We start from the raw sequence: 22,794 nt of genomic DNA, 5'->3' as shown, positions 1-22,794 counted from the left end.
CTTCCATGGAAAGGTCAGATGCCAAAGCACTAACCAAGCTTCTCTTGGATTTGCATGATAATAATTGTAGAGCTTTTGCAAGCCACCCCCTGCTGAGTAAATGCAAGAAATTTGGCGAGCGGCATGCACCTGCGTATGGAATAGAAATTTTCTTTACAGATAAGAACTCGCATGCGCTATCTACTCAGATTGAGAATATGCTTGCCAATCCTAATGCAGGTACTGAGTCCCCTTATTTGTTAATTGATTTAGAGCCTGCGAACGGATGGATAAAAATTTTTAGGCTTGTGGTAACAGAACTCGGCAGTCTTAATGCAGAGGTAGTTTTCTTAAAAGCTGAGCTAGAGAGGAACATATCATTTGGCTATAGGTACGAGCATCCAGAAATCTTTAATGGGCCGGGTGCTGAAAAACATGCATTCTTCCATGTCCAGCCGATCAAGAGAACGCTAGTCAGGGGGCGAAATGTCGATCTACCCGGTTCGATATCTTGGATTCCCACCAGCACTCCAGCGTTTTTCATGATGGCTAGTAATGCCTGTGAAATAGTTTTGTATGCCGTGCATTCTGCATGTGGCTGGGAGTGCCTAAAATCTCTGAGGGTCGATAGTTATGTGCTTCGCAGGTTTCTGATGACAGGAGAAAGGGCGGCAAGTGCGTTCTGAGGAGGAAAAAGCAACGCTTAGGATGAAGGCTGTCAGAAGGGAAGGCACCCGTCCTGAGATTCTAGTGCGCAAGATCCTTCATGGAGTGGGGCTCAGGTTTCGTATAACCAAGAAGTCTTTGCCTGGCACCCCAGATATCGTTCTAACCAAGCACAAGACGGCTATCTTCGTGCATGGTTGTTTCTGGCATCGCCACCCTGGTTGTCGCTATGCGACTACGCCGAAGACGAGGCAGGAGTATTGGTTGCCTAAGTTCGCGGCCAACGTAGAACGTGACGCTAGGAAGACGGCTGTGCTCGAGGCGTTGGGCTGGCGGGTGTTGGTGGTGTGGGAGTGCGAAACAAGGGATTTGGCCGCCCTCGAGGAGCGGCTCAGGAGGGAGTTCAGTCTGCCTTCTTTGCCTTCGCCAGCTCATCGAGATGACGCTGAATACTGAGGCCAATGATTTCCCCTAGGCGTACAGGGACGGCGTTCCCAATCATGCGCCCTACTGCTTTGAAGGTGATCTTCTCTGGTGGCATGAATTTGTACGTCTTGGGGAAGGACTGGAGGGTAGCCGCCTCTCGTAGCGAGATTGCTCGGTTCTGATCTTCGTCATAGTGACCAAATCGACCGTTACCAAAGCCATAACACAGGGTGGTCATTGTTGGGCCTGGTTCGTCACCACGCATGCGACCATAAACACTAGGGTAGGTTTTACCGCTGGTTTTTTGATGGCATACCGCGCGAAGTGACTGCGGCCAGTCTTTCCACGTGCCGCCAGGCTTCGACAGCATGATTCGCTTGAGGTTGATGGGGCTCAGGGTCGCTGCGCGATGTAGTGGGTCTTTGGGGTCGCATTCACCGGCAGCAAGCTTCGGCAATTTGCCAATTGCTTGTTTAACGGTCTTGGGCTTGGCGTGTGTCTTGGGGATCATTGAGATTGGACCAAGTTTCGACGCAAGTAGGACATGTCGGCGCCTCTGTTGAGGTAATCCGTAGTCCACGCAATGAATTGTGCCTTCCCAAATGTGGTAGTCCTCATCCACAAGGCCTTTCACGAAATCGTGGTAGACCTTGTGCTTGGTCACGTCCGGCACGTTCTCCATGGTGACTAGCTCAGGTTTGATGCCTTTGATGAGCTTCTCGAAGGAGTACAGGAGGGGCCATTTTCGATCGGTGCTGGTGTCTTTACCTTGGTTGTAGGTAGAGAAGGGCTGGCAAGGTGCGCAGCCTGCAAGCAGCTTGATGCGGTCTGATCGATACCAGGCAGCGACGTCTTCTATTTCGACGCTTTCCACGCTTTCCGAGACAAACACGGCCCCTTTGTTGTTTGTCTGGTATGCGTATTCACAATTGAGATCGATGTCATAGCCAGCACGAACGCTGATGCCGGTCTTGAGCAGACCCGCGGTGAGCCCGCCAGCTCCACAGAAAAGATCGACGGCGTCTATTTGATGCATGGTGATGGCCTCCTAGCGGAGGACATTCTAACGGCTTTGGCTTCAAAGATCGAGGTCGAATGCTTAAAACCGCACATAAGCTTGTGGAGTTTACGCCTTCTGTAAGGCCGCTTTCAGCTGCTCAAGGCTGAGCCAATGCCTGGAGGCGTGAACGACTCGATGGCAGTTGGCGCACAGCAGGATTAGGTCCTCAAGGCGCGTTTTCTGGCCAGGCTCCAAGGTGTGTAGTGGTCGTGAGTGGTGAACATCTATCAATCCGGTGCCAGCTGCCCCATAGCGCTTGAAGAAGTCGAAGCCGCACGCCTCGCAGACCAGTTTGCCGTGTGAAGCCAAGGCCTGTTTTTTCTTGGCCTCCACAAGCTTTCGGCTCCTTTCCCTCGTTCGATGTAGGCGAGTGAGCACTTTGCCTTCAGCTGCCTCCTGAATGTCGAGTTCGTCATCTCCGTGGAGGGGGTTACCTAGTTGAGCGTCGGCCTCAACCGTTGAGCGGATAGCGGAGACGATGGCGGCCAATCGGTTAGGAGAAGTGGCGAATTCGTTCCAGACCACCTCTTCGTCCTTGTTGCCTTTGGCGAGCCCTGTCTTTCCGTCTTTGATGTAGTCGGGGTCCCAGCGTCGGAAGTTGCCGAGCTTCATATAGACGCCATTGGGGTTGCGGAAGCTGGCGGAGGAGGTGATGCCCAATGCCTGCCCCAGCTTGCCCAGGAACTGGGAGAGCTCTTGCACTTCCGCGTGGTGTTTGGAGGGCAGCGATTCGCGATGCTTGAGATAGAGGTCTAGAGCAAGAATGAGCTCGTCGCGACTCCAGGCAGGGTTCGACTGGGAGCTGCTTGAGGTCGACTGAGGAGGCTGAGTGTCGTTGGGCATGGGGCTTGTGAGTCGTTGTAGTGGCGCGCTGATAGTATCAGCTCGTTCAGATCACGGATTGACGGGGAGGTGGCGAATGGATGCAAGGCGGTTGGAGCTAATGGAGGGGCTAGTGCGCCTCTCTCAGGCAATGCTGCGTAAGCGCTCAGAACGTTGGTGCTTGCGGCTTTGGAGTCGTTATATCAAGGCAAGAGACCGGCATCAGTGTGTGCGTTGTCAGTCAAAGGAGCGCATTCAAGCCCACCACATATTCCGTCGCTCGCTTTACCCGTGGGGTTGGTATCAGCCAGGCAATGGCATAACTCTGTGCCATGAGTGCCATGAAATGTATCACTCAGATTTCAATGGGCGCCCTGATCTAAGTCTGCCAATCGACGCGCAAGGAGGGGACAACCTAGACAATGTGGCGTATTCCTTCTGGCTGCTCCTTGAGGATGCGAAAGATCAGGGGCTGAGCGAGGACGAATTTTACTTCGTCGAAGATCATATGCTCCTCTTCTTCGTCAAGGTTCAAGGGTATGACTTTTACCTGGACGCTGTGGTGCAGGGTCAGATGACTCGCCTGAGAGTGTCATACGAAATTTGGAGGCGATCGGGGGAGATGATGATCAACGCACTCATCAAAGCCAACATGCCTGACTGGGGTGAAGATGAGCTCTTCATTTCCATCTGAAGAAGAGTTACAGGACGCTAAAGCTCGCCTTGCTGCGGCTATCGGCTCAGGCCGGTCCGAGCGATGGTGCTTGGCACTTTGGAGTCGGTTCATTCGCTTGCGAGATGGCGGTTGCTGCCTGAGCTGCGGGAGTGGCGAGCAAGTGCAAGCACACCATGTTTTTCGCAAAACGATCTATCCGGCTGGTCGCTTCGAGTTGGGGAATGGCGTGGCGCTTTGTAGGAAGTGCCATTGGCTTCTACATGCTGAGTTCAATGGTAAGCCTATGGCTGATGAGCCGCTCAATGCTCGAGGAGGGGATAACCAGGACGAGATGGCTTTTCTTTACGGGCTCCTTGCGGACAAGGCAGATGAGCGTGGGCTTGACCATGATGAGTTCTATTTCATCAGCGACGAGATGCTTCATTTCTTCAATCGGTGGCAGGGTTACGACGAATTCGTGGAGAGGTCTTGCAGGAGCCAGCTGAAAAAAGCGCACGAGATTTGGAGGAACATGCCGCAGCAATGGTATCGGCAGTTAGCGGACGAGATGGGTCGTATCCTCTTGATGGCCGACCTATTGCGGGAAAGGGGGCAATAAGGTGTCGATAAAGTGTCGAAATCAATGAGCCGGATTGCCACGAAACGAGCGGGTGAGGGCGAGCTAAGCCCCATATTGAGTGGATTTGCGACATAACGAAACGATAAAAATAGGGTTCGAATCCCACCTTCACCGCCAGATAGCTACACGAAAAACCCCGAGAACTGAAAAGTCCTCGGGGTTTTTTGCTTTCTGCTGCCTGTGAGGCGCCGCGGGCTGGCCTTTAGGCCAGGCCGGCCCAGCCCAGGGTCAGGCCGGCGAGTGCCAGGTAGCGGCCGGCTTTGGCCAGCAGCACGATGAGCAGAAAGCTCCAGAAGGGTTCGCGCATGACGCCGGCGACCACCGTCAGCGGGTCGCCGATCAGTGGCACCCAACTCAGCAGCAGTGACCAGCGACCATGGCGGTGGTAGGCCTGCTGTGCGCGCTGCAGCCGCTCGGCGCTGACCGGGAACCAGCGCTTATCGCGCCAGTGTTCGAGGTAGCGGCCCAGCAGCCAGTTCAGCGCCGAGCCCAGCACATTGCCGGCGGTCGCCACCAGCAGCAGGCTGGCGATCGGTTGCTGGCCGGCCAGCAGCAGGCCGGCCAGCACCGCTTCCGATTGCAGCGGCAGCAGGGTGGCGGCGCCGAAGGCAGCGAGGAACAGGCCCAGGTAGGCCGAGATGTCCCACATCAGCGCGGCTCAGGCATGCAGGCCGGCCCAGCCGAGCAGGCCGACATACACGCCGACGGCGATGATCAGCAGGCCGGAGAAGTAGGGGGCGCGCCGCGCCAGGCTGCTCAGCCAGGGCCAGCGGTGGCTGGCGTGGCGGCTGCCGATGGCGGCGAGCACGCCGACCGTGACCAGGGTCAGGGCCAGGCCGATGCTGAAGCACAGCACCAGGACTGCGCCGAGGGTCACGGCCTTGACCTGCAGACACAGCAGCAGCACGGTGATGGCGGCCGGGCAGGGGATCAGCCCGCCGGTGAGGCCGAACAGGATGACCTGGCCGGTGCTCACCGTGCGGTTGTTGAAGCGCTGGCGAATGTCGTTGGCATGGGCGAGCTCATGGGCGTCCTGGTAGCCGTCGGCGCTCAGTTCCAGGCCCGGCAGCGCATCATGGCTGTGGCCATGCCCGGCTTCAGCGAAGCTCAGGTCGTAGTCATGGCTGTGCCCGGCATGCCCCAGGCTCAGGCGTACGCTGAACTGGTGCGGTTCGGCAATCTCGTCCAGCGATTGCAGGTAGCCGTCGTGCTCGGCGAAGTGGAAGGCCTGGGTCCGGCCGTCCGGGCGGGTGGTCAGCAGGCGGACCTCGCCGGCTGGCCAGGTCGCGCCGCCGAGCGCTTGCAGGCGCCAGCGCGGCGGGGCGCCGTCCTCGGCAATCGACAGCTCGATGTGGCCGTGCCCGGTATCGATGCGCCGGCTTTCGCCGTGGTGGTGATGGCCATGCTCATGCCCGTGTTCGGCATCATCCTCCAGGCGCCAGAGCCGTTCGCCGCGCCAGGTGCGCCAGAGCATCCAGCTGGCGATGGCGATGATGGCGGCAGCGGACACCAGCTGGAAGTAGGGCTCGGTGGTCTCGGCATCCAGATTGCGCCCCAGGTACAGGCCGCCCATCGCCACCAGCCAGACCACGGCGGTATGCGACAGCGTTGCCGCCAGCCCGAGCAGCACGGCCTGCTTCACCGTGCCGCGGATGGCGACGATGAACGCTGCCATCATGGTCTTCGAGTGCCCGGGTTCCAGGCCGTGCAGCACCCCCAGGAGAATGGCGCTGGGTACATACAGCCAGGCCTGGGCGGTGCCCTGCTGCAACAGTTGGGCGAAATTCGACATGGGGGACCTACAGGTATTTGCTGATTTGCTTGAATTCTTCCAGCGGCGCGTGATCGCCGCTGCCGAGGGCGGCCACGCTGTGTTCCAGGCAATGGTCGATGTGGTCCTGGATCAGGGTGCGCTTGGCCTGGCAGACGGCCTTTTCCACGGCATGCAGTTGCTGGGCGATATCCACGCAGGGACGGTCGGCTTCGAGCATGCCGATGATGCTGCGCAGATGCCCTTCGGCGCGCTTCAGGCGCTTGATGATGGCTGCATGGCTCTGGTGCAGGTGTGGTGCTGGCGGCGTGTCCATCGAGGGCCCCGTGCTTTGCCTGGATCGTGGCGTAAGGTTATCCCCCGGGGGAGGATGCAGGCAAGCACGGGCGGCACGCCAGTAGAGAGGCTCAGTCGTCGCGGGTCAGGACTTCCAGCAGCTCGATCTCGAAGGTCAGGTCGGAATGCGGCTTGATCAGCGCGCCCATCTGCCGCTCGCCATAGGCGAGGTGGGCCGGCACCAGCAGCTTGCGCTTGCCGCCGACGCGCATGCCCATCAGGCCCTGGTCCAAGCCCTTGATCACGCGGCCGGTGCCGATAACGCACTGGAAGGGCTTGCCGCGCTGGTAGGAGGAGTCGAACAGGCTGCCGTCCTGCAGGTAGCCGCTGTACTGCGTGGTGATCAGGGCGCCCTTGACGACTGCCTTGCCGTCGCCCAGTTGCAGGTCGATGACCTGTAGCTCGTTGATTGCGGTTTCGTTGCTCATCGCGTGCTCGTCGATTGTTGGCCCATGCTGGCGAGGGCAGCGTTTTCGCAGGAATCCACCGCGCTGGCAACTACCACGGTGAGCAAGAGGCCTGGCGATGGCGGAAGACCGGCCAGCGGCGCGCGGGTAGCGCGCCGCCAGCGAGGCCAGGGCGGGGGAGGAGAGCGACGCCTCGTGAGCATTGCCCTGCCGCGGGCACCCCGGTACCTGACCAGTGACGTATGGGGAGTGTCGACGGCGCCGCCACGGTAAGAGCCGCGCGGAAGGCGGTCAATTACGCGTGGCGAACTTTGGTTCGATAATCGGTCGCGGTTGGCAATTCGCCAGTAGGTGCTGGACGCCCGGCGGCTGGCGCAGGGGCGCCGCCAGTCGCATGCCGGGCCATTCCGGCAGGGGGCGAGGCAATCTGTGTGCGCTTATCGAACGCTCGGGCGCCGCCTGAATTGCGCCGGGCGCCGTCGATGACTAGTGTCGGGCCCGGATTCCAAGGCCTGTGCTCGCTGCGCCGGTTGCCCGGCAATGTGCCGGGGCTGCCAACCGTTCATCCCCTGCCTGCGCGCCGGGGCTGGTGCCCAGCCTTGAATCGGTGAGAATCTGACGAGAGGCTGCGACAAAACACCGCGCAGCCGCATAACAACAACCAGAGTGCCTTGCCCATGGACAGTTGCCTGCTGAGTGACAGCAGCCGCGTGTTCGAGCGTGCCGACCCCTACGCGGTGTCGAGCTACGTCAACCTGCACGTCGGTTGCCATGACATCCGCCTGCCCACGGTCGGGCGGCCGGAGGCGTCGCTCAATCACCGCAAGTTCGCCAGCCTGGACCTGTGTCGCATCAGCTACGGCGGCAGCGTGCGGGTCACCTCGCCGGCGTTGGAAACCATCTACCACCTGCAGGTCCTGCTGCGCGGCCATTGCCTGTGGCGCGGGCGTGGCGAGGAACACTATTTCAGCCCGGGCGAGCTGCTGCTGATCAACCCCCATGACCCGGTCGACCTGACCTATTCCGACGACTGCGAGAAGTTCATCGTCAAGCTGCCTTCGGCCCTGCTCGACAAGACCTGCCGCGACAGCCAGTGGCTGCGCCCGGCCGAGGGCATCCGCTTCGCGCCGCGGCACAGCCTGCAGCAGCTGGAGGGTTTCACCGGCCTGTTGCAGCTGGTGTGCAGCGAGGCCGAGAGCGCGCAGTCGGTGGCGCAGGTGCAGGAGCAGTACACCCGCATCATCGCCACCAAGCTGCTGGCGCTGCTCAGCAGCAACGTCAGCCGGGTGCTGCCGGGGCAGGGCGATGCCAGTTTCGAGCGCATCGTCCAGTTCATCGAGGACAACCTCAAGCAGGACATCAGCGTCGAGCAGCTGGCCCAGCTGGCCCACAGCAGCCCGCGTTCGCTCTATGCGCTGTTCGAGCGGCACACCGGCACCACGCCGAAGGGCTTCATCCGCCAGAAGAAGCTGGAGCAGATCCGCGCCAGCCTGAGCGACCCGGCCTCGCGGGTGCGCAATGTCACCGAGGTGGCGCTGGACTATGGCTTCCTGCATCTCGGGCGCTTCTCCGAGAGCTACAAGAGCGCCTTCGGCGAGCTGCCGTCCGATACGTTGCGCCGGCGCGAGTCCTGAATGCCCTGCACAACCCTTGCGTAGGGTGCGCCGCGCGCACCTGAGTCCCGTGCGTGGGTTCCGGTGCGCACGGCGCACCCTACGGGATTTTCGTCACCCCATCTGCCGTGCCCTTGTCTAGTCCGCCCATCCTGGGCCTGCCGGCATTCAGCTAATCGCTGCAAGCCGCGTATTCATTGGCTTCTACGACTTTGGTCGCGCCGCGCCGGGTTTTGCAGAAAACGGATAAAGGTCCTGCACAAAGCGGATATTGCCCGTCAGTCCCAAGCCATAGCCTTCATACCGTTGACACAATAACAACGGAGCCATGGCGATGAACCTGGGACTCGACTACCTGAACGGCCTGCTGCAAGAAGACAAAGAACAGGGCATTTTCCGCTGCAAGCGCGAGATGTTCACCGACCCGCGCCTGTTCGACCTGGAGATGCAGCACATCTTCGAAGGCAACTGGCTGTACCTGGCCCACGAAAGCCAGATCCCGCAAAACAACGACTACTACACCACCCACATGGGGCGCCAGCCGATCTTCATCGCGCGCAACAAGGACGGTGAGCTCAACGCCTTCATCAACGCCTGCAGTCACCGTGGCGCCATGCTCTGCCGCTTCAAGAGCGGCAACAAGGCCACCTACACCTGCCCGTTCCACGGCTGGACCTTCAACAACAACGGCAAGCTGCTCAAGGTCAAGGACCCCAAGGAAGCCGGCTACCCGGACAGCTTCGACTGCGACGGCTCCCACGACCTGAAGAAGGTCGCCCGCTTCGAGTCCTACCGCGGCTTCCTGTTCGGCAGCCTGCGTGAAGACGTGGCGCCGCTGGAGGAGTTCCTCGGCGAGTCGCGCAAGATCATCGACATGGTCTGCGACCAGTCCGCCGAGGGCCTGGAAGTGCTGCGCGGCTCCAGCACCTACGTGTACGAAGGCAACTGGAAGCTGCAGGCCGAGAACGGCGCCGACGGCTACCACGTCACCGCCGTGCACTGGAACTACGCCGCCACCCAGCAGCAGCGCAAGCTGAAAGAGGCGGGCGACGACATCCGCGCCATGAGCGCCGGCGGCTGGGGCAAGAAGGGCGGTGGCTTCTACTCCTTCGAGAACGGCCACCTGCTGCTCTGGACCCGCTGGGACAACCCCGAGGACCGTCCGCTGTTCGCCGACCGCGAGCGCCTGGCCGCCGAGTTCGGCGAGGCCCGCGCCGACTGGATGATCGGCCATTCGCGCAACCTCTGCCTGTACCCCAACCTGTACCTGATGGACCAGTTCGGCTCGCAGTTGCGCGTGGCCCGGCCGCTGTCGGTGGACAAGACCGAAGTGACCATCTACTGCATCGCGCCCAAGGGTGAAAGCGCCGAGGCCCGTGCCCGCCGCATCCGCCAGTACGAAGACTTCTTCAACGTCTCCGGCATGGCCACCCCCGATGACCTGGAAGAGTTCCGTGCCTGCCAGCAGGGCTTCGCCGGTCGCGCCATGGAATGGAACGACATGTCCCGCGGGGCCAAGCACTGGGTCGACGGCGCCGACGAGTCGGCCAAGGAAATCGACCTGCACCCGCTGATGAGCGGCGTGCGCACTGAGGACGAAGGCCTGTTCGTGCTGCAGCACCACTACTGGCAGCAGCAGATGATCGAGGCGCTGCAGAAGCAGCAGGACCAGCTGATCCACGTGGAGGGCGCGTAAATGAGCCTGACTTACGACGCCGTGCGCGATTTCCTCTACCGCGAGGCGCGCTACCTGGACGACAAGCAGTGGGACGAGTGGCTGGAGCTGTACGCGCCGGACGCCGAGTTCTGGATGCCGGCCTGGGACGACAAGGACGAACTGGTGGAAAACCCGCAGACCGAGATCTCGCTGATCTGGTACGGCAACCGCAGCGGCCTGGAAGACCGCGTGTTCCGCATCCGCACCGAGCGCTCCAGCGCCACCATTCCGGATACCCGCACTTCGCACAACATCAACAACATCGAGATCGTCGAGCAGGGCGATGGGCTGACCCAGGTGCGCTTCAACTGGCACACCCTGAGTTTTCGCTACAAGACCGTCGACCACTTCTACGGCACCAGCTTCTACACCCTCGATACGCGGGGCGAGAACCCGCTGATCAAGGCCAAGAAGGTGGTCCTGAAGAACGACTACGTGCGCCAGGTCATCGACGTCTATCACATCTGAAAACACGCCCTGAAGCCGCCGCGCTGGCGCCGCTTCAGGCCGCGTTTGCCATTGCCAAGAATTGTTTAGCGAGGTGCGCCATGAGCCACAAGATCGCCCTTAATTTCGAAGACGGGGTGACCCGCTTCATCGACGCCAAGGTCGGCGAAACCGTGGCCGATGCCGCCTACCGCCAGGGCATCAACATCCCGCTGGATTGCCGCGACGGCGCCTGCGGCGCCTGCAAGTGCTTCGCCGAAGGCGGCCAGTACGACCTGGGCGACGACTATATCGAGGACGCCCTGAGCCAGGCCGAGGCCGAGCAGGGCTATGTGCTGACCTGCCAGATGCGCGCCGAGAGCGACTGCGTGATCCGCGTGCCGGCTGCAAGCGACCTGTGCAAGACCCAGCAGGCCAGCTTCGAGGCGGCCATCAGCGCGGTGCGCAAATTGAGCGACAGCACCATCGCCCTGTCGATCAAGGGCGAGGCGCTCAATCAGCTGGCCTTCCTGCCGGGCCAGTACGTCAACCTCAAGGTGCCGGGCAGCGAGCAGACCCGCGCCTACTCGTTCAGCAGCCTGCCCAAGGACGGCGAAGTCAGCTTCCTGATCCGCAACGTGCCGGGCGGGCTGATGAGCAGCTTCCTTACAGGATTAGCCAAGGCCGGCGACAGCATGACCCTGGCCGGCCCGCTGGGCAGCTTCTACCTGCGCGAGATCAAGCGGCCGTTGCTGCTGCTGGCCGGTGGCACCGGTCTGGCGCCCTTCACCGCGATGCTGGAGAAGATCGCCGAGCAGGGCAGCAGCCATCCGCTGCACCTGATCTACGGGGTGACCAACGATTTCGACCTGGTGGAAATGGACAAGCTCGAAGCCCTGGCCGCGCGCATCCCCAACTTCACCTACAGCGCCTGCGTGGCCAACCCGGACAGCCAGTACCCGCACAAGGGCTACGTGACCCAGCACATCGAGCCCAAGCACCTCAACGACGGCGAAGTGGACATCTACCTGTGCGGCCCGCCGCCGATGGTCGAGGCCGTCAGCCAGTTCATCCGCGAGCAGGGCATTGCCCCGGCCAATTTCTACTACGAGAAGTTCGCCGCGTCGGCCTGAGGCACGCAGCGCGGAGCTCTTGTAGGCGCGGTCGGGCGGCGTTCCGCTTCAGCCGCGAATTGAGCAGCCAGGAGCTTCGCGGCTGAAGCCGCTCCCACGAGTCGAGATCGAGGTGCAACAGATGAACAAGCGTTTCCAAGACAAGGTCGCCGTGGTCACCGGCGCCGCCCAGGGCATCGGCCGCCGCGTGGCCGAGCGCATCGCCGCCGAGGGCGGCCTGCTGGTGGCGGTGGACCGCTCCGAACTGGTCCACGAGCTTGCCGAGCAACTGGGCGGCAACGTGCTGACCCTGACCGCCGACCTGGAACAGGCCGGCGACTGCCAGGGCGTGATGCAGGCCGCCGTGGCGCGCTTCGGCCGCCTGGACATCCTGATCAATAACGTCGGCGGCACCATCTGGGCCAAGCCGTTCGAGCATTACGAGACCCAGCAGATCGAGGCCGAGGTGCGGCGCTCGCTGTTCCCCACCCTGTGGTGCTGCCACGCCGCGCTGCCGCACATGCTGGAGCAGGGCAGCGGCGCCATCGTCAACGTCTCCTCCATCGCCACCCGCGGGGTCAACCGCGTGCCCTACGGCGCAGCCAAGGGCGGCGTCAACGCGCTGACCGCCTGCCTGGCGTTCGAGACCGCCGAGCGCGGCATCCGCGTCAACGCCACCGCCCCCGGCGGCACCGAGGCGCCGCCGCGGCGCATCCCGCGCAACAGCGCCGCGCCGAGCGAGCAGGAACAGGCCTGGTACCAGCAGATAGTCACGCAGACCCTCGAAAGCAGCCTGATGAAGCGCTACGGCAGCATCGACGAACAGGTCGGCGCCATCCTCTTCCTGGCTTCCGACGAGGCCTCCTACATCACCGGCGTGACCCTGCCGGTGGGCGGCGGCGATCTGGGCTGAGCAGCAAATCGTAGGAGCGGCTTTAGCCGCGAAGCTCTCGGTTTTCCGGGTTCGCGGCTGAAGCCGCTCCTACAGAAGGCCACCAAGTTGTTCACAACAAAAACAATAGAGAGAACCTTGCCATGCGACAGATAGACGTACACCAAGTCATCGACAACGCGCGCTTCACGCGCTTCCACTGGATGGTCATGGCGCTCTGCGCGCTGCTGCTGATCTTCGACGGCTACGACCTGTTCATCTACGGCGTGGTCCTGCCGGTGCTGATGAAAGAGTGGGGCATGACCCCGCTGCAGGCCGGCGCCCTGGGCAGCTATGCGCTGTTCGGCATGATGTTTGGCGCCCTGTGCTTCGGCACCCTGGCCGACAAGATCGGGCGCAAGAAGGGCATCGCCATCTGCTTCGCCCTGTTCTCCGGCGCCACCATCGTCAACGGCTTCGCCAGCAACCCCACCGAGTTCGGCATCTGCCGTTTCCTCGCGGGTCTCGGCTGCGGCGGCCTGATGCCCAATGCCGTGGCGCTGATGAACGAGTACGCGCCGAAGAAACTGCGCAGCACCCTGGTGGCCATCATGTTCAGCGGCTACTCGGTGGGCGGCATGCTCTCGGCCGGTGTCGGCATCTACATGCTGCCGCGCTTCGGCTGGGAGTCAATGTTCTTCGCCGCCGCCGTGCCGCTGCTGCTGTTGCCGCTGATCCTCTGGCTGCTGCCGGAGTCGGTCGGCTTCCTGGTGCGCCAGGGCCGGCTGGTGCAGGCCCGCGCGATCCTCCAGCGGGTCGATGGCGAGCAGGCGATCGGCGCCGATGACCAGCTGCTGCTGAGCGAGACCAAGGGCAAGGGCGTGGCCGTGCTCGAACTGTTCCGCGACGGCCGCGCGCTGCGCACCCTGTGCCTGTGGCTGGCGTTCTTCTGCTGCCTGCTGATGGTCTACGCGCTGAGTTCCTGGCTGCCCAAGCTGATGGCCAACGCCGGCTACAGCCTGGGGTCGAGCCTGTCGTTCCTGCTCGCCCTGAACTTCGGCGGCATGGCCGGCGCCATCCTCGGCGGCTGGCTGGGCGACCGCTTCAACCTGAGCAAGGTGATGGTCGGCTTCTTCGTCGCCGCCGCCGTGTCGATCAGCCTGCTCGGCTTCAAGAGCCCGACGCCGCTGCTGTACGGCCTGATCTTCGTCGCCGGCGCCACCACCATCGGCACGCAGATCCTGCTGTACGCCGGCGCCGCGCAGTTCTACGGCCTGTCGATCCGCTCCACGGGCCTGGGCTGGGCCTCCGGCATCGGCCGCAACGGCGCCATCGTCGGGCCGCTGCTGGGTGGCGCGCTGATGGGCATCAACCTGCCGCTGCAACTGAACTTCATGGCCTTTGCCATCCCCGGCGCCATTGCCGCCATCGCCATGAGCGTGTTCGCCATCAGCGCCAAGCGCCGGCAGCGCACGCTCGGCGAGCTGGTCGGCGCCAAGGCCTGAGCCTTAACCGTCTAACTGGAAGAGTGAAATGAGCCAAGTCCTGATCGAAAGCGTGTCGGCGGTGATCGTCGACCTGCCGACCATCCGCCCGCACAAGCTGGCGATGCACACCATGCAGCGGCAGACCCTGGTGGTGATTCGCGTGCGCTGCAGCGACGGCCTCGAAGGCATCGGCGAGTCGACCACCATCGGTGGCCTGGCCTATGGCAACGAGAGCCCGGAGAGCATCAAGCAGAACATCGACAGCCACCTCGGCCCGCTGCTGGTCGGTCAGGACGCGGCCAACATCAATGCCGCCATGCTGCGCCTGGATAAGGCGGCCAAGGGCAACACCTTCGCCAAGTCCGGCCTGGAAAGCGCGCTGCTCGACGCCCAGGGCAAGCGCCTGGGCCTGCCGGTCAGCGAGCTGCTCGGCGGCCGCGTGCGCGACAGCCTGGAAGTGGCCTGGACCCTGGCCTCGGGCGACACCGCCAAGGACATCGCCGAGGCCGAGCAGATGCTCGACCTGCGCCGCCACCGCCTCTTCAAGCTGAAGATCGGCGCCAACCCGGTGGCGCAGGATCTCAAGCACGTCATCGCCATCAAGCAGGCCCTGGGCGAGCGTGCCAGCGTGCGCGTCGACGTCAACCAGGGCTGGGACGAGTCCCAGGCCATCCGCGCCTGCCAGGTGCTGGGCGACAACGGCATCGACCTGATCGAGCAGCCCATTTCGCGCATCAACCGCGCCGGCCAGGTGCGCCTGAACCAGCGCAGCCCGGCGCCGATCATGGCCGACGAGTCGATCGAGAGCGTCGAGGATGCCTTCAGCCTGGCCGCCGATGGGGCGGCCAGCATCTTCGCCCTGAAGATCGCCAAGAACGGTGGCCCGCGCGCCGTGCTGCGCACCGCGCAGATCGCCGAAGCCGCCGGCATCGCCCTGTATGGCGGAACCATGCTCGAAGGCGCCATCGGCACCCTGGCCTCGGCCCATGCCTTCGTCACCCTGCGCCAGCTGACCTGGGGCACCGAACTGTTCGGCCCGCTGCTGCTGACCGAAGAAATCGTCAGCGAGCCGCCGGTCTACCGCGACTTCGCCCTGCAGGTGCCGCGTACCCCCGGCCTCGGCCTGACCCTGGACGAAGAGCGCCTGGCGTTCTTCGCCCGCAAGTGACCTGAGAGGAAATCGCCATGCTGTTCCACGTGAAGATGACCGTCCGCCTGCCGGCCGACATGGACCCGGCCAAGGCCGCCCAGCTCAAGGCCGACGAGAAGGAACTGGCCCAGGGCCTGATGCGCGAAGGCAAGTGGCGCCACCTGTGGCGCATCGCCGGGCACTACGCCAACTACAGCGTATTCGACGTGGCCAGCGTCGAGGCCCTGCACGACACCCTGCTGCAGCTGCCGCTGTTCCCCTACATGGATATCGAAATCGACGGCGTCTGCCGCCACCCCTCGTCGATTCACAGCGACGACCGCTAAGCCCCGACAACAACAAGCGAGGAAATCATCATGACCGTCAAAGTTAGCCACACTGCCGAAGTCCAGGACCTGTTCAAGGAGGCCAGCGGCCTCAACAACGACCAGGGCAGCCCGCGCCTCAAGCAGCTCACCCTGCGCATCATCAGCGACATCGCCAGGATCGTCGAAGACCTGGAAGTCAGCGACGACGAATTCTGGAAGGCGGTGGACTACCTCAACCGCCTGGGCGGGCGCAACGAAGCCGGCCTGCTGGCGGCTGGCCTGGGCATCGAGCACTTCCTCGACCTGCTGCAGGACGCCAAGGACGCCCAGGTCGGCCTCACCGGCGGCACCCCGCGCACCATCGAAGGCCCGCTGTACGTGGCCGGCGCCCCGGTCTGCGAAGGCGAGGCGCGGATGGACGACGGCAGCGAGCTGGACCAGGCCACCGTGATGTTCCTCGAAGGCGTGGTGCGCGACAGCGCCGGCGCGCCGGTGGCCGGCGCCGTGGTCGACCTGTGGCATGCCAACACCCAGGGCAACTACTCCTACTTCGACAAGAGCCAGAGCGCCTACAACCTGCGCCGGCGCATCGTCACCGACGCCGAGGGCCGCTACCGCGCCCGCAGCATCGTGCCGTGCGGCTACGGCTGCGCCCCGGACGGCCCGACCCAGGAATGCCTGGACCTGCTCGGCCGCCACGGCCAGCGCCCGGCGCACATCCACTTCTTCATCTCCGCGCCGGGCCATCGTCACCTGACCACCCAGATCAACCTGGCCGGCGAGCAGTACCTGTGGGACGACTTCGCCTACGCCACCCGCGACGGCCTGGTCGGCGACATCCAGTTTGTCGAGGACGCCGCCGCGGCCCGCGACCGCGGCATCGAAGGCAGCCGCTTCGCCACCCTGGAGTTCAACTTCCAGCTGCAGAAGGCCCCGGCCCCGGCCGCCGAGCAGCGCAGCGCCCGTCCGCGCGCCCTGCAGCAGGCCTGACCGTCACCCAGGCTGGGTTACCGCTCTTGTAGGGTGCGCCGTGCGCACCAGCCCCCGCGCACTGGGTTGCTGGTGCGCGCGGCGCACCCTACGGAGCCATTACAACAAGAGCGTTTCCCAAGGAACGCCATGCTTACCTTGCGAGGCCCCATGCACGCCTTGTTCCGCGATTTCTCCCTGTCGGCGCTGGTCGCCGGCTTCATCGCCACGGTCATCTCCTACGCGGGGCCGCTGGTGATCATCTTCCAGGCCGCCGACAGCGCCGGCCTGTCCCATGCCGTGGTGGCATCCTGGGTGTGGGCCATTTCCATCGGCAGCGCCGTGCTCGGCATCGTCCTCAGCCTGCGTTACCGGGTACCCATCGTCATCGCCTGGTCGGCGCCGGGCTCGGCGCTGCTGGTGTCCTTGCTGCCGCAGGTCAGCCTGAACGAGGCGGTCGGCGCCTATCTGGTGGCCAACCTGCTGATCCTGCTGGTGGGCCTGTCCGGCACCTTCGACCGCCTCATCGGCAAACTGCCCGGCGCCATCGCCGCGGCCATGCTGGCCGGCATCCTGTTCAGCTTCGGCGCCCGGCTGTTCCTCTCCATCGACGAGCAGCCGGGCCTGGTCCTGGCGATGTTCGCCACCTATCTGCTGGTCAAGCGCCTGGCGCCGCGCTATGCGGTGATGGCGGTGCTGCTGGTCGGCACCCTGATCGCCCTGGCCAGCGGCCAGCTGCGCCAGGAGGCGCTGCTGTTCGAACTGGCCACGCCGCTGTGGATCAGCCCTGCGTTCAGCCTGGCGGCGACCCTCAATATCGCCCTGCCGCTGGTGCTGGTGGCGCTCACCGGGCAGTTCGTGCCGGGCATGGCGGTGCTGCGCGCCGCCGGTTACGCGACCCCCGCCAGCCCGATCATCAGCGCCAGTGCCCTGGGCAGCCTGCTGCTGGCGCCGTTCGCCTGCCATGGGCTGAATCTGGCGGCGATCACCGCGGCCATCTGCACCAGCCGCGAGGCCCATGAACAGGCGGACAAACGCTATGTCTCGGCGGTGGTCGGCGGCGCGGTCTACCTGCTGTTCGGTCTGTTCGGCGCCACCCTGGTGTCGCTGTTCGCCGCCTTTCCCCAGGCGCTGATCGCCGCGCTGGCGGGCTTGGCGCTATTCGGCGCGATCGGGTCGGCACTGGCCAATGCCATGGGCCAGCCGGATGACCGCGAGGCGGCGCTGATCACCTTCCTGGTCAGCGCCTCGGGCATGAGTTTCCTCGGCCTGTCCGCGGCCTTCTGGGGCCTGCTGTTCGGCATCGCCGCGCACCTGCTGCTGCGCTGGCGCACAGGCCCGGCAGCGGCCGCCGCCACACCACTGGCCGAGCCCGCCGCGCCGGCCCGCCAGCCCTGAATCGGCCGCCTGCGCGGGTGCGCAGGCGGCGCTCCATCCCGCCCGATCTTGCGATGCCGGGCCCCGTCAGGGGCCGGGGCGGGTTTCTGCAACCTGGTAATAACAATAAGAGTACTTGCATGAACAACCACCACAAACGCCACTCCAGCCTTCTGTGCACCGCCATTGCCGCCGCGATCCCCGGCCTGGCCAGCGCCGCAGAAGGCGGTTTCATCGACGGCAGCAGCGCGACCCTGAACGCGCGCAACTACTACTTCAGCCGCGACTTCTCCGACATAGTCGGGCCGAACCAGCAGTCCAAGGCGGAGGAGTGGGCCCAGGGCTTTATCCTCAACGTCAAATCCGGCTATACCGAGGGCCCGCTGGGCTTCGGCGTGGACGCCATTGGCTTGCTCGGCATCAAGCTCGACAGCGGGCGAGGGCGGGTCAACAGCGGCCTGCTGCCGGTGCAGGACGACGGCGAGGCGGCCGACGAATACAGCCGCCTGGGCGTGACCGGCAAGGTGCGCCTGTCGAAGACCGAGCTGAAGGTCGGCGAGCTGCAGCCGAACCTGCCGGTGCTGGCGTTTTCCGACATCCGCCTGCTGCCGCCGAGCTACCAGGGCGTGAACCTGACCTCCAGCGAGATCGCCGGGCTGACCCTGCAGGCCGGCCATCTCAACTCCACCAGCCTGCGCAACGAAGCCGGCGACGACCAGATGATCGCCATGCTCGGCCACCTGCCGCAGCGCGGCGCTATCAGCGATGCCTTCAACTATGCCGGCGGCGACTACGCCTTCAATGCCGCGCGCAGCACCGCCAGCGCCTGGTACGGCCAGCTGGAGGACATCTACAACCAGCGCTTCCTCGGCCTCAAGCACAGCCAGCCGCTGGGCGCCTGGACCCTCGGCGCCAACCTCGGCTACTACGACGCCGAGGAAGACGGCGAGCGCCTGCTCGGCGACATCGACAACCAGGCGTTCTTCTCCCTGCTGTCGGCCAAGCACGGCGGCCACACCTTCTACCTCGGCTACCAGGCCATGTACGGCGACAGCGCCTTCCCGCGGGTGTTCGCCAACATCGCGCCACTGGGCAACGAGGTGCCGACCTACGAGTTCGCCTCGGCCGACGAGCGTTCCTGGCAGGTGCGCTACGACTACGACTTCAGCGCCCTGGGCGTGCCGGGGCTGATCGCCGGGGTGCGCTACATCGAGGGCGACAACGTCGACACCGGTCGTGGCTTCGAGGGCGAGGACTTCGAGCGCGACCTGGATATCGGCTACGTGGTGCAGAGCGGCCCGCTGAAAAACCTCGGCGTGCGCGTGCGCAACGTCACCGCGCGCTCCAACTACCGCAGCGACATCGACGAGAACCGGCTGATCTTCAACTACACCTGGAACCTGCTGTAAGCGGCTATCGGCTCTTGCGTAGGGTGCGCCGTGCGCACCAGGGCTTGTGCCGGGCCTGTGGTGCGCGCGGCGCACCCTACGAGAGCGAATGCACCGTCCAGGCGGCCGGGCCTTGTGGCCCGGCCTTTTAGCTCAAGGAGTCCCTATGTTGTGTTATTCCCATGGCCCCTGGTGGCAGGGCCTGGCCGCGCTGTGCGTGCTGGGCAGCCTGTGGCCGGGCGCATTGGCCGTCTGGGCGCTCGGCGCCGCGCTGCTGTGCGGCCTGCTGGCGGCCATCGCCTATGCCCGGCGACCGCCGCTACCCGCGCCGCAGACCTTCTATGTCGAGGTGCCGGTGCCCGTGCCGGCAGCGCCCAGCACCGAGCCAGCGCCGGCTGCGCCGCTGCCCGATCTGGGCCAGCCGCTGGACGAGTTGCTCGACAGCATCCAGCGCAGCGAGGCGGACATGCAGTACGCCACCGAACTGGCCCGCGCCGGCGGCGAGAAGGTGCAGGCCAGCGCGGCCAGCATCCAGGCCGCGGCGGCCGCCATCGAGCAGCTCAGCGGCTACATGGGCGAGGTGGAGCAGCTGTTCAACGAGCTGGGCGCGCAGTCCACGCGCATCGCCGCGCTGGTCGGCGGCATCCAGGACATCGCCCGGCAGACCAACCTGCTGGCGCTCAATGCCGCCATCGAGGCGGCGCGGGCCGGCGAGCAGGGCCGCGGCTTTGCCGTGGTCGCCGACGAGGTGCGCCACCTGGCCACCCGCGCCAACGACTCCAGCGAGCAGATCCGCCAGATCGCCGGCAGCCTGCAGCGTTCGGCCGATGAGGCGCGGCTGGGCATGCAGCAGGCCGCCGACTCCACCCGCAACGGCCTGGGCACCACCGGCGCGGCCCTGCAGGCCATGGCCGAGATGCGCGCCGGGGCCCAGGCGCGCCAGGAGATCGTGCTGCGCATCGTCGCCCAGCTGGCCGGCCAGCGCGAACGCACCCTGCACCTGCAGGCGCTGTGCGCGGCGGCTGCCCCCGGCTGAGCGGTGCCTGACGCGGCGTGAGCCAGGCGCGAGCGGCCGGCGTGCCGGGTGCTCGTCGCCGCGTCCGGCACGTGGCGATCCAGGTCAGGGATGCTGGGCTACTGTTAGGGGTAGCCGACACCACTCCCTGCCCTGATCCAGCCCCAGGCGGACGCGCGATGAGCGAAGCTGACCTCGAAACCACCCTGGCCACCGATTTCGCCCGGGCCCTGCATGACGTCGATGGCGAATGCTGGTTTCGCCAGATGGCCGATGGCCTGCCGCTGATCGTGTGGACCACCGGGGCCGATGGCGTGGTCGACTATTTCAACCGGCGCTGGTGGGACTACATCGGCGCCAGGCCGGGCACGCCGAGCGAAGCCGGCTGGCAGGCGATGCTGCACCCGGATGATCTGCAGCCCACCCTGGCCCGCTGGCGGCAGGCCCTGGCCAGTGGCGAGGCCTATGCCGTGGAATACCGCCTGCTGCGGCCCGCCGACCAGAGCTACCGCTGGCACCTGGGGCGTGCCGAACCGCTGCGCGGGGCCGGCGGGCAGATCGTCAAATGGCTGGGCACCTGCACCGACATCGATGACCAGAAGCGCGCCGCCGAAGCCATGGCCCAGATCCAGGAGCGCCTGCAGGAACAGGTGCACGAGCGAACCATGCTGATCGAACGGGTCAATACCCACCTGCTGGCCGAGGTGCAGAAGGGCGAGTACCTGCTGCGCCAGTTGCAGTCGCACAGCGACAACCTGGCGCGGATCATCGCCACCCAGGCCCGCCTGGCCCAGGCCGAGCTGGACCTCGAGCCGTTCCTCGACCTGATGGTGCAGCAGATGCAGGCGCTGACCCCGGCCTCGGGCGCCGTGGTGGAGCTGGTAGAGGGCGAGGAGATGGTCTATCGCGCGGCCTGTGGCAGCGTGGCGCCTTTCGTCGGCCTGCGCCTGGCGATGGGCAACAGCCTGTCCGGCCTGTGCGTGCGTTCGGCCTCGGTGCTGATGTCGCCGGATACCGAGGAGGATCCGCGGGTCGACCAGGAGGCCTGCCGCCGGATCGGCGTGGCCTCGATGGTGGTGGCGCCCTTGCTGCTGGCCGGCAAGGCGGTGGGCGTGTTGAAGATCATGGCGCAGCAGGCCAATGCCTTCAGCGCCACCGATGTGCAGACCCTGCAGCTGATGGCCGGCCTGCTCGGCTCGGAGCTGGGGCATCAGGTCGATTTCGAGAACAACCAGCGCCTGCTGGCCGAACGCACCGAGGAGGTGGCCAAGCGCATGGCTTCCGAGGCGGTGCTGCGCGCCAACATGGAGCGCACCCAGCGCATCATCGAGAGCTCCCACGAGGCCTTCGTCTGCGTCGACCAGCACAGCGTGATCAGCGACTGGAACTCCGAGGCGAGCCGGATCTTCGGCTGGACGCGCGGCGAGGTGATCGGCCGCCCGCTGACCTCGCTGATCATCCCCGAGCGTCTGCGCAGCGCCCATCACCAGGGCATGGCGCGCTTTCTCGAGACCGGCCAGGGCCCGGTGATCAACCAGCGCGTCGAGTTGCCGGCCCTGCGCAAGGATGGCAGCGAACTGATCGTGGAAATCACCATCAGCACCAGTGGCAGCGGCGCGCAGCGCGAGTTCAGCGCCTTCATGCGCGATGTCACCGAGCGCAAGCGAACCGAGCAGGAGGTGCTGCTCAACCAGCAGCTGCTGCGCTCGGTCACCGATGCGATCCCGGCCGTGGTGGCCTTTGTCGACACGCGGGAGGTGCTGCGCTACTGCAACAAGCCGTTCCTGCAGACCTTCGGCAAGATCGAGGCGCAGTGCCTCGGGCATACCTTGCTCGAATTGCTCGGGGCCCAGGAGTACGGCTTCATCCAGCCCCATGTGCAGCGGGCCCTGGCCGGCCAGCAGACCTCCTTCGAGCGGGCGCTCAAGGTGCAGGACAACGAGCGCTATCTGGAGGCGCGCTACGTGCCGGAGCTGGATATCGGCGGCGAGGTGCGCGGCTTCTACCTGATTCTCTGGGACATCACCGAACGCTGGGCGCTGGAGCAGCAGTTCCGTCTGCGCGCCCTGCGCGACAGCCTGACCGGGCTGCTCAACCGCGCGGCCCTGATGGAGGCGCTGGAGCATGCGCTCGCCGAACACGGCCCCGGCAGCCATGGCCTGGCCCTGCTGTACCTGGATATCGACCACTTCAAGGAGATCAACGACAGCCTGGGCCATGCGGTGGGCGACGAGGTGCTGCAGGTCTTCGCCGCACGCCTGGAGCGCCACGTGCGCGCCAGCGACGCGGTGGCCCGTCTGGGCGGAGACGAGTTCGTCATTCTCCTGCAGCACCTGCCGGCGGTCGGGCACGCCTGCGAAGTGGCGGCCAAGATCCTCGACGCCATGGACGAGCCGCTGCACGTTCGCCAGCACCAGCTGCAGGTTTCCACCAGCATCGGCGTGGCCATGCTCGACGGGCAGACGCCCTGCGCGCAGTCCTTGCTGGAGAAGGCCGACCAGGCGCTGTACCAGGCCAAGCAGGCGGGGCGCAGCCGCTTTTGCCTGGCGCCCTGAGCGGGGGCTTTCCCTGGGCGGGCCAAGCGCTTAAGGTGCGCCGA

General features: G+C 64.8%; 23 protein-coding genes and 1 pseudogene. 18 read left to right on the top strand and 6 right to left on the bottom strand.

Features of this window, described 5'->3' with window-relative positions; translation table 11 throughout:
• Nucleotides 1–5 precede the first annotated feature (5 nt).
• The gene (locus tag F3I62_RS16670; RefSeq protein ID WP_160490759.1) at nt 6–665 is read left to right on the top strand and encodes a hypothetical protein; all 660 of its coding nucleotides are present in this window, start codon (nt 6–8) and stop codon (nt 663–665) included.
• A gap of 22 nt (nt 666–687) precedes the next feature.
• Nucleotides 688–1,101, top strand: a complete 414-nt coding sequence (locus F3I62_RS16665) for a very short patch repair endonuclease (protein WP_160490795.1) — start codon at nt 688–690, stop codon at nt 1,099–1,101.
• On the opposite strand, the gene F3I62_RS16660 is transcribed toward F3I62_RS16665, so the two are convergent.
• Both F3I62_RS16660 and F3I62_RS16655 read right to left on the bottom strand, forming a co-directional pair.
• Entirely contained in the window at nt 1,049–2,107 is a 1,059-nt protein-coding gene (locus tag F3I62_RS16660) for a DNA cytosine methyltransferase (protein ID WP_160490758.1), read from the bottom strand. The two genes, F3I62_RS16665 and F3I62_RS16660, sit on opposite strands and share 53 nt — an antisense overlap.
• 90 nt (nt 2,108–2,197) lie before the next feature.
• Nucleotides 2,198–2,974: an HNH endonuclease gene (locus F3I62_RS16655; RefSeq protein WP_160490757.1), complete on the bottom strand. Its 777-nt coding sequence runs from the start codon at nt 2,972–2,974 to the stop codon at nt 2,198–2,200.
• Between F3I62_RS16655 and F3I62_RS20580 the strand changes: the two are divergent.
• The 3 genes and pseudogenes from F3I62_RS20580 to F3I62_RS16645 form a co-directional block, all read left to right on the top strand.
• Nucleotides 2,973–3,299 (top strand): annotated as a pseudogene (locus tag F3I62_RS20580) (HNH endonuclease); the annotation flags it as partial. The gene F3I62_RS16655 and the pseudogene F3I62_RS20580 overlap by 2 nt on opposite strands.
• Entirely contained in the window at nt 3,300–3,647 is a 348-nt protein-coding gene (locus F3I62_RS16650) for a hypothetical protein (RefSeq protein ID WP_160490756.1), read from the top strand. It begins immediately after the preceding pseudogene.
• Entirely contained in the window at nt 3,625–4,227 is a 603-nt protein-coding gene (locus F3I62_RS16645; RefSeq protein ID WP_160490755.1) for an HNH endonuclease, read from the top strand. Before F3I62_RS16650 ends, F3I62_RS16645 begins: the two co-directional genes overlap by 23 nt.
• A gap of 223 nt (nt 4,228–4,450) precedes the next feature.
• On the opposite strand, the gene F3I62_RS16640 is transcribed toward F3I62_RS16645, so the two are convergent.
• From F3I62_RS16640 to F3I62_RS16625, 4 genes are all read right to left on the bottom strand, one after another.
• Nucleotides 4,451–4,897, bottom strand: coding sequence for a YqaA family protein (locus F3I62_RS16640; RefSeq protein ID WP_160490754.1), 447 nt, complete (start codon nt 4,895–4,897; stop codon nt 4,451–4,453).
• Between the two features lie 9 nt (nt 4,898–4,906).
• Complete coding sequence (locus F3I62_RS16635; RefSeq protein WP_160490753.1) at nt 4,907–6,040, bottom strand: nickel/cobalt efflux transporter; 1,134 nt, start codon at nt 6,038–6,040, stop codon at nt 4,907–4,909.
• A 7-nt stretch (nt 6,041–6,047) separates the two neighbouring features.
• Nucleotides 6,048–6,335 (bottom strand): metal-sensing transcriptional repressor, encoded by a 288-nt coding sequence (locus F3I62_RS16630; protein ID WP_160079268.1) that lies wholly within the window; start codon nt 6,333–6,335, stop codon nt 6,048–6,050.
• A 91-nt stretch (nt 6,336–6,426) separates the two neighbouring features.
• Entirely contained in the window at nt 6,427–6,783 is a 357-nt protein-coding gene (locus F3I62_RS16625; RefSeq protein ID WP_218572911.1) for an FKBP-type peptidyl-prolyl cis-trans isomerase, read from the bottom strand.
• A gap of 656 nt (nt 6,784–7,439) precedes the next feature.
• Here F3I62_RS16625 and F3I62_RS16620 point away from each other — a divergent pair.
• The 13 genes from F3I62_RS16620 (at nt 7,440) to F3I62_RS16560 (ending at nt 22,750) form a co-directional block, all read left to right on the top strand.
• Complete coding sequence (locus F3I62_RS16620; protein WP_160490752.1) at nt 7,440–8,396, top strand: AraC family transcriptional regulator; 957 nt, start codon at nt 7,440–7,442, stop codon at nt 8,394–8,396.
• Nucleotides 8,397–8,709: 313 nt separating this feature from the next.
• On the top strand, nt 8,710–10,071 hold the full coding sequence (benA, locus tag F3I62_RS16615) for a benzoate 1,2-dioxygenase large subunit (protein WP_160490751.1): 1,362 nt from the start codon (nt 8,710–8,712) through the stop codon (nt 10,069–10,071).
• Entirely contained in the window at nt 10,072–10,560 is a 489-nt protein-coding gene (gene benB / locus F3I62_RS16610; RefSeq protein ID WP_160490750.1) for a benzoate 1,2-dioxygenase small subunit, read from the top strand.
• 80 nt (nt 10,561–10,640) lie between these two features.
• Nucleotides 10,641–11,651: a benzoate 1,2-dioxygenase electron transfer component BenC gene (benC, locus tag F3I62_RS16605; RefSeq protein WP_160490749.1), complete on the top strand. Its 1,011-nt coding sequence runs from the start codon at nt 10,641–10,643 to the stop codon at nt 11,649–11,651.
• A gap of 121 nt (nt 11,652–11,772) precedes the next feature.
• Complete coding sequence (locus F3I62_RS16600; protein ID WP_160490748.1) at nt 11,773–12,543, top strand: 1,6-dihydroxycyclohexa-2,4-diene-1-carboxylate dehydrogenase; 771 nt, start codon at nt 11,773–11,775, stop codon at nt 12,541–12,543.
• A gap of 122 nt (nt 12,544–12,665) precedes the next feature.
• Nucleotides 12,666–14,006 (top strand): MFS transporter, encoded by a 1,341-nt coding sequence (locus tag F3I62_RS16595; protein WP_160490747.1) that lies wholly within the window; start codon nt 12,666–12,668, stop codon nt 14,004–14,006.
• Between the two features lie 28 nt (nt 14,007–14,034).
• A complete protein-coding gene (locus F3I62_RS16590) occupies nt 14,035–15,156 on the top strand; it encodes a muconate cycloisomerase family protein (RefSeq protein WP_160490746.1) in 1,122 nt (373 codons plus the stop codon).
• Between the two features lie 17 nt (nt 15,157–15,173).
• A complete protein-coding gene (catC, locus tag F3I62_RS16585) occupies nt 15,174–15,464 on the top strand; it encodes a muconolactone Delta-isomerase (protein ID WP_160490745.1) in 291 nt (96 codons plus the stop codon).
• Nucleotides 15,465–15,494: 30 nt separating this feature from the next.
• Nucleotides 15,495–16,436: a catechol 1,2-dioxygenase gene (catA, locus tag F3I62_RS16580; RefSeq protein WP_160490744.1), complete on the top strand. Its 942-nt coding sequence runs from the start codon at nt 15,495–15,497 to the stop codon at nt 16,434–16,436.
• A gap of 150 nt (nt 16,437–16,586) precedes the next feature.
• Nucleotides 16,587–17,813 (top strand): benzoate/H(+) symporter BenE family transporter, encoded by a 1,227-nt coding sequence (locus F3I62_RS16575; RefSeq protein ID WP_160490743.1) that lies wholly within the window; start codon nt 16,587–16,589, stop codon nt 17,811–17,813.
• A gap of 119 nt (nt 17,814–17,932) precedes the next feature.
• Entirely contained in the window at nt 17,933–19,201 is a 1,269-nt protein-coding gene (locus F3I62_RS16570; protein ID WP_160490742.1) for an OprD family porin, read from the top strand.
• 88 nt (nt 19,202–19,289) lie between these two features.
• Nucleotides 19,290–20,216 carry a methyl-accepting chemotaxis protein gene (locus F3I62_RS20435; RefSeq protein WP_160490741.1) on the top strand — a complete coding sequence of 309 codons (927 nt, stop codon included), beginning with the start codon at nt 19,290–19,292 and terminating at the stop codon, nt 20,214–20,216.
• Nucleotides 20,217–20,374: 158 nt separating this feature from the next.
• The gene (locus tag F3I62_RS16560; protein ID WP_160490740.1) at nt 20,375–22,750 is read left to right on the top strand and encodes a diguanylate cyclase domain-containing protein; all 2,376 of its coding nucleotides are present in this window, start codon (nt 20,375–20,377) and stop codon (nt 22,748–22,750) included.
• Nucleotides 22,751–22,794: the final 44 nt, after the last annotated feature.

It is taken from the genome of Pseudomonas sp. R-28-1W-6 (assembly GCF_009799925.1).
Taxonomy (GTDB): Bacteria; Pseudomonadota; Gammaproteobacteria; order Pseudomonadales; family Pseudomonadaceae; genus Aquipseudomonas.
Note: the sequence above shows the minus strand (reverse complement) of the source record. Positions and strands in the feature narration are given on the sequence as shown.

Coding starts and splice junctions, on each gene's coding strand:
- F3I62_RS16625 (WP_218572911.1), bottom strand. CDS start 6,783: ATGAGCAACGAAACCGCAATCAACGAGCTACAGGTCATCGACCTGCAA.
- F3I62_RS16630 (WP_160079268.1), bottom strand. CDS start 6,335: ATGGACACGCCGCCAGCACCACACCTGCACCAGAGCCATGCAGCCATC.
- benB (WP_160490750.1), top strand. CDS start 10,072: ATGAGCCTGACTTACGACGCCGTGCGCGATTTCCTCTACCGCGAGGCG.
- F3I62_RS16620 (WP_160490752.1), top strand. CDS start 7,440: ATGGACAGTTGCCTGCTGAGTGACAGCAGCCGCGTGTTCGAGCGTGCC.
- F3I62_RS16595 (WP_160490747.1), top strand. CDS start 12,666: ATGCGACAGATAGACGTACACCAAGTCATCGACAACGCGCGCTTCACG.
- F3I62_RS16645 (WP_160490755.1), top strand. CDS start 3,625: ATGAGCTCTTCATTTCCATCTGAAGAAGAGTTACAGGACGCTAAAGCT.
- F3I62_RS16650 (WP_160490756.1), top strand. CDS start 3,300: ATGTATCACTCAGATTTCAATGGGCGCCCTGATCTAAGTCTGCCAATC.
- F3I62_RS16640 (WP_160490754.1), bottom strand. CDS start 4,897: ATGTGGGACATCTCGGCCTACCTGGGCCTGTTCCTCGCTGCCTTCGGC.
- F3I62_RS20435 (WP_160490741.1), top strand. CDS start 19,290: ATGCACCGTCCAGGCGGCCGGGCCTTGTGGCCCGGCCTTTTAGCTCAA.
- catC (WP_160490745.1), top strand. CDS start 15,174: ATGCTGTTCCACGTGAAGATGACCGTCCGCCTGCCGGCCGACATGGAC.
- F3I62_RS16670 (WP_160490759.1), top strand. CDS start 6: ATGGAAAGGTCAGATGCCAAAGCACTAACCAAGCTTCTCTTGGATTTG.
- F3I62_RS16590 (WP_160490746.1), top strand. CDS start 14,035: ATGAGCCAAGTCCTGATCGAAAGCGTGTCGGCGGTGATCGTCGACCTG.
- benC (WP_160490749.1), top strand. CDS start 10,641: ATGAGCCACAAGATCGCCCTTAATTTCGAAGACGGGGTGACCCGCTTC.
- F3I62_RS16600 (WP_160490748.1), top strand. CDS start 11,773: ATGAACAAGCGTTTCCAAGACAAGGTCGCCGTGGTCACCGGCGCCGCC.
- F3I62_RS16560 (WP_160490740.1), top strand. CDS start 20,375: ATGAGCGAAGCTGACCTCGAAACCACCCTGGCCACCGATTTCGCCCGG.
- F3I62_RS16570 (WP_160490742.1), top strand. CDS start 17,933: ATGAACAACCACCACAAACGCCACTCCAGCCTTCTGTGCACCGCCATT.
- F3I62_RS16655 (WP_160490757.1), bottom strand. CDS start 2,974: ATGCCCAACGACACTCAGCCTCCTCAGTCGACCTCAAGCAGCTCCCAG.
- F3I62_RS16660 (WP_160490758.1), bottom strand. CDS start 2,107: ATGCATCAAATAGACGCCGTCGATCTTTTCTGTGGAGCTGGCGGGCTC.
- F3I62_RS16575 (WP_160490743.1), top strand. CDS start 16,587: ATGCACGCCTTGTTCCGCGATTTCTCCCTGTCGGCGCTGGTCGCCGGC.
- F3I62_RS16635 (WP_160490753.1), bottom strand. CDS start 6,040: ATGTCGAATTTCGCCCAACTGTTGCAGCAGGGCACCGCCCAGGCCTGG.
- catA (WP_160490744.1), top strand. CDS start 15,495: ATGACCGTCAAAGTTAGCCACACTGCCGAAGTCCAGGACCTGTTCAAG.
- F3I62_RS16665 (WP_160490795.1), top strand. CDS start 688: ATGAAGGCTGTCAGAAGGGAAGGCACCCGTCCTGAGATTCTAGTGCGC.
- benA (WP_160490751.1), top strand. CDS start 8,710: ATGAACCTGGGACTCGACTACCTGAACGGCCTGCTGCAAGAAGACAAA.